4 protein-coding genes are annotated in these 4,925 nt (G+C 70.6%); 2 read left to right on the top strand and 2 right to left on the bottom strand.

All coding sequences use genetic code 11. The annotated features are described in order from the left end of the window. Window positions 1–115: 115 nt before the first annotated feature. Entirely contained in the window at window positions 116–1,915 is a 1,800-nt protein-coding gene (locus tag HLH34_RS18970) for a chloride channel protein (protein WP_373318625.1), read from the bottom strand. Window positions 1,916–2,168: 253 nt separating this feature from the next. Here HLH34_RS18970 and HLH34_RS18965 point away from each other — a divergent pair, with 253 nt between their 5' ends. Together HLH34_RS18965 and HLH34_RS18960 are read left to right on the top strand one after the other, a co-directional pair. Further along, window positions 2,169–3,167, top strand: a complete 999-nt coding sequence (locus HLH34_RS18965; protein ID WP_183121117.1) for an NAD(P)H-quinone oxidoreductase — start codon at window positions 2,169–2,171, stop codon at window positions 3,165–3,167. Window positions 3,168–3,185: 18 nt separating this feature from the next. Continuing rightward, window positions 3,186–3,977 (top strand): alpha/beta fold hydrolase, encoded by a 792-nt coding sequence (locus HLH34_RS18960; protein ID WP_183121116.1) that lies wholly within the window; start codon window positions 3,186–3,188, stop codon window positions 3,975–3,977. Between the two features lie 17 nt (window positions 3,978–3,994). On the opposite strand, the gene HLH34_RS18955 is transcribed toward HLH34_RS18960, so the two are convergent. Next, on the bottom strand, window positions 3,995–4,663 hold the full coding sequence (locus HLH34_RS18955; protein ID WP_183121115.1) for a DNA-3-methyladenine glycosylase family protein: 669 nt from the start codon (window positions 4,661–4,663) through the stop codon (window positions 3,995–3,997). Window positions 4,664–4,925 lie beyond the last annotated feature (262 nt).

Raw genomic sequence — 4,925 nt, 5'->3', positions numbered from 1 at the left:
CGGTCTGATCCCCCCGCGGATCACCGATCGGGGCGCCGGAACCATCAGGGCCGGCGCCCTTTTTCATGGGGTTTTGCCCCATGCCCCACCAGGGCCTGAGGCCCTGGACCCCTGATCACACCCGCGCGTGCAGGCGGCCCTCGCCGGCCAGTTCGCGCCGGGTGCGGTCCAGTTCCTCGCTGTAGCGCCGCAGGGCGTGCTGTTCGGTCAGCAGGCCCAGCACGATGCGGGTTTCCACGTCCTCGACCACCACCAGCGCGTCGCTTTCGGACTGTTCGAAGCGGGCGATGGCCTCGCGGACGTTCATCTGCGGCACCAGCATCACATCGCCGTAATGGGCGAAGCGTGCCAGATCGTCGCTTTCGCGGACCGTTTCGGCATACAGGTCGGGCACCTGCACCATGCCGGCATACCGCCCCGCCTCGTCCACCAGCACGCACCGCTGTGCCGAGCCCAGCGGGTAGTGATGCCGGGCGGCCTGGACCGTCGCGGTCTGGCAGATCGTCTTGACGTCGCGCCGCATCATCCGCCCGACCGTCAGGGTCCGGATCCAGCCGATATCCACCGCCGAACGGATCGATTCGCCCCGCAGGTGAAAGCGCCACGTCGCGAACGAATAGCCGAAGGTGCGCCGCACGGTCAGCGACGAGATGACCGACGCCACCAGCACCGCCCCCGTCAGCGGCAGGCTGCCGGTCATTTCCAGCGCCAGGAAGACCATCGTCATCGGTGCGCCGACAACCGCGACGGCCATGGCGCTCATGCCCACCAGGGCGCAGATCTCGCCCGAGAGGGGGGTGGCCGAGACCAGCGCCAGCCCGCCGCCGAACGCCGCCCCCGTCAGCACACCCAGATAGAGCGATGCGAAGAACAGGCCGCCGCGAAACCCGGCGCCGATCGACACCGACGACGCGACCGCCTTCATCAGCAGCAGGATCAGCGTCCAGCGCGCCGGATGCCCCTGCTCCAGCGCCACGCGCATCGCCCAGTGGCCCGAGGACATCACCGAGGGCGAGACCAGGGCCATCCCCCCGACCACCACGCCGCCCACGGCAGGGCGCATCCATGCCGGCATGCCCGAACGGCGGAACAGGGCCTCGGTCAGGGTAACGCTGTACATCAGCGCCACCCCCAGCAGGGCCGCGATGATGCCCAGGGTCGCGATCGGCAGGTAATCGGCCATCCTCAGGCCCGCCGGCAAGGCGACGACGACGCCCGGCGCCGCGCTGTGCAGCAGGCGCGTCACCCCGATCGCACAGACCGAAGCCAGCGCCACGGGCGCCAGATTGGCCAGCGAATAGGTGCCGATCACCAGTTCGAACGCATAGAACGCTCCGGCCAGCGGCGCGTCGAACGCCGCCCCGATCGCGCCGGCGGCCCCACAGCCGACCAGCAGGCGCAGATCCTCGCGCCGGACGCGGAACAGGTACCCGATGCGCGACCCCATGGCCGCGCCGATCTGCGAAAACCCGGCTTCCAGCCCGACCGACGCGCCGACGCTGTTGGACAGAACGGTCTGGACGGTGACGATGATGCTGTCCAGCATCGACATCCGCCCGCCATGCAGGGCGTTCGCCTCGATGGGGTCGACCGGCCGTCCGGGTGCATAGCGCGCCACGCACAGCCCCAATGCCCCCAGGACCAGCCCCCCCAGCGCGGGCACCAGCACCGCCCGCCAGGGGTCGATATGCGCCAGCCCCGAAATGCGCCCGTCGCCCGCGACCAGGAACAGGACCCGATGGGCCAGCAATGTCGTATGGGTCATGGCGCTGACCAGAACGCCGGCGGCGGCGCCCACGCAGGCCGCCAGCACCACCAGCCAGATCTCGTCCGCGCGGACCAGCGCCCGCAGCACCCGGGGCGCATGCGACGCACGGACGCCGCCATTCAGGCCGGCCCATCCCTCATGCCGCACAGACGGGCCGCGATGACGACGCAGATGGTTCAGCAGTCCGGAAGCGGAGGACGGCACGGCGGATCACTTTCGCGCAGCGCCCCTGCGGCGGGGCGCCCTTGCCGACTATTTGAAGTCATGTGCCGGTTCGATCAACTCAAATTACGCCATACCATCGTCCCGCCGGACGGATACCTCCCCGCCCCATTTCGTTGCCACCTTGCCCCCGCCCCTGCCGGAGAACGAACCCTTGCCCCCATCGCTGCCCCGACATATGCGCGCCGTCACGATCGGCGAACCCGGCGGGCCGGAGGTCATGGCCCTGACCGACCTGCCCCTGCCCGAACCCGGCCCGGGCGAGGTGCTGGTCCGCGTCCTGGCGGCCGGGCTCAACCGGCCCGACCTGATGCAGCGCCAGGGCCTCTACCCCCCGCCGCCGGGGGCCAGCCCGATCCTGGGGCTGGAAATCGCGGGCGAAATCGTGGCGACCGGCCCCGGCATGCCCGGCAAAACGGCCCCGGCCATCGGGACACGGGTGTGTGCGCTGGCCAACGGCGGGGGGTATGCCGAATATTGCGCCGTGCCCGCCGGGCAATGCCTGCCCTGGCCCGACGGATATGACGCGATCCGCGCGGCCGCCCTGCCCGAGACCTTCTTTACCGTCTGGTCGAACCTGGTCATGACCGCGCACCTAGCCGCGGGCGAGCGCGTGCTGATCCACGGCGGCAGCGGCGGGATCGGCACCGCCGCCATCCAGGTGGCCCGCGCGCTGGGGGCAGTGCCCTACGCCACCGCCGGGTCGGCGGACAAATGCGCGCAGTGCGTCGAACTGGGCGCCGAGGCCGCGATCGACTACCGGCACGAGGATTTCGTCGACCGCATCGCCGCCCTGACGGACAAGCGCGGGGTGGATGTCATCCTGGACGTGATCGGCGGCCCGTACCTGGAGCGCAACCTGCGCTGCCTGGCGCCGGACGGGCGGCTGGTCATCATCGCCCTGCAGGGCGGCGCCCGCGCGCAGGAGGTCGGGCTGGCGCGGATCATGACCCGCCGCCTGACGGTGACGGGCACGACGCTGCGCCCGCGCGATGGCGCGTACAAGGCGCGGATCGCCCAGGGCCTGCGCGAGACGATCTGGCCGTTGCTGGCAAAAAGGACCATCGCCCCGCTGATCCATGCCACCTTCCCCTTTGCGCAGGTGGTGGAAGCCCATAAGCTTATGGAATCGGGCGTCCATTCCGGGAAAATCGTCCTGGACATGCAGGCCGGCTAAGGTGAGGACCATGCGACCGTGCTGCTGAATGTCATCGCGCGTGGACCGGACGAGGCGGAAAGCACCGCCGCGGCGCGGCCGCCGATCGTCCTGCTCCATGGCCTGTTCGGGCGGGCGCGCAATCTGGGTTTCTTCCAGCGCCGGCTGGCCCGCACGCGCCGGACCCTGGCCGTCGATCTGCGCAACCACGGCGACAGCCCGCACGGCCCGATGGACTACAACACCATGGCCGGCGACCTGCTGGAGACCCTGGCCCACCATGACGCGCTGCCCGCGACGCTGGTCGGGCATTCGATGGGCGGCAAGGTGGCGATGACCCTGGCGCTGACCCGGCCGGGCATGGTGCACAGCCTGCTGGTCGCGGACATTCCGCCCGCCCGGACCGGCCACGGGCAGTTCTCGCTGGGCGAGCACATGCTGCGGATCGTCTTCCCGCCCTATCTGAACCGGGCCGAGGCCGACGCCCTGCTGAAACCCGACATCCCCAACGCCGACGTGCGCGCGCTGATGCTGCAGAACATCCGGCTGGGGGAAAACCCCGGATGGGTCATCGGCCTGCGCGAGATCGTCGATTCGATGACCAACATCGAAAGCTGGCCCTATATCCCCGAAGGCTATTCCTATCCGGGGCCGACCCTGTTCCTGGCCGGCGCCAATTCGCCCTACATCCGGCAGGAACATTACGGCGTCATGCGGCGCCTGTTTCCCAACTACCGGCTGGAACTGATCGAGAAGGCCGGGCACTGGCTGCATGTCGAAAACCCGACCCGCTTCGCCGCCCTGCTGGAAGATTTCACCGCGACGTACTGACCCGCGGGCGCGGCCTCTCAAGCCGTCATCGGATTCGCCCGCGCGGGCGGCTTCGCCTCGTCTGACGCACGCCACAGATACCATGCGGCGGCCGAACGATAGGGGCTCCAGGCCCGGGCAATGTCGGCCAGGGCCTTCGGCCGGGGTGCCGCGTCCAGGCCCTTGAGCACGCGCCAGCCGTCCCGCACCCCGAAATCGTCCACCGGCATCACGTCCAGCCGGCCCAGCGCGAAGATCAGCAGCATCTCCACCGTCCAGCGCCCGATGCCGCGCAGGGTCGTCAGGCGGGCGATCAGTTCGTCATCCGACAGGGACATCGCCTCGTGCCGGGAGGGGACGATCCCGGCCAGGCGGGCCGTGGCCACGCCCTGCATGGCCAGGATCTTGCTGGCCGAGAAGCCGCAGCCGCGCAGGGCGTCCACCGGCATGGCCAGCAGCGCGTCGGGGTCGGGGAACACCCCGCCGGCCAGAGTCATGAAGCGGCCCAGGATGGCCACGGCCGCCCGGCCGTGAAGCTGCTGGTGCGCGATGGCGTTCACCAGCGCCTCGTACGGCTCCTGCGCCGTGTCGACACGCAGGCGGCACGGGCCCGTGCGCGCGACCAGCGCCGCCAGGTCGGGATCGGCGGCGGACAGGGCCGCTCGGATGGCCCGGTCGAGATCGGGGGGCAGGTCGGCGATTGACATCCCGCCATGCCATCAGAGTTATGCTGGCAAGACAATCCTGTCGGTGGCAACATGCGGCCGGAGCCGGACGACGCACCGGCCCCGAACGGAACACGCCGCAGGCGATCACGCGGAGACCCCCGGCCTTTCATGACGGCGACACTCAGCCCTTCCTCCCGGTATCGCCATGCCGAGGAGCCCGTCCTGATCCCGCGCGTCACGGGAACGGGGCGCGGTTCCGGCCGGCCGGGGCGCCCCGCCCCGCCGGCCCGGCCGGACGGGC

Origin of the sequence: Gluconacetobacter azotocaptans, from assembly GCF_014174355.1 — a bacterium.
Classification (GTDB): domain Bacteria; phylum Pseudomonadota; class Alphaproteobacteria; order Acetobacterales; family Acetobacteraceae; genus Gluconacetobacter; species Gluconacetobacter azotocaptans.
This window is presented reverse-complemented; position numbering and strand designations above follow the sequence as displayed.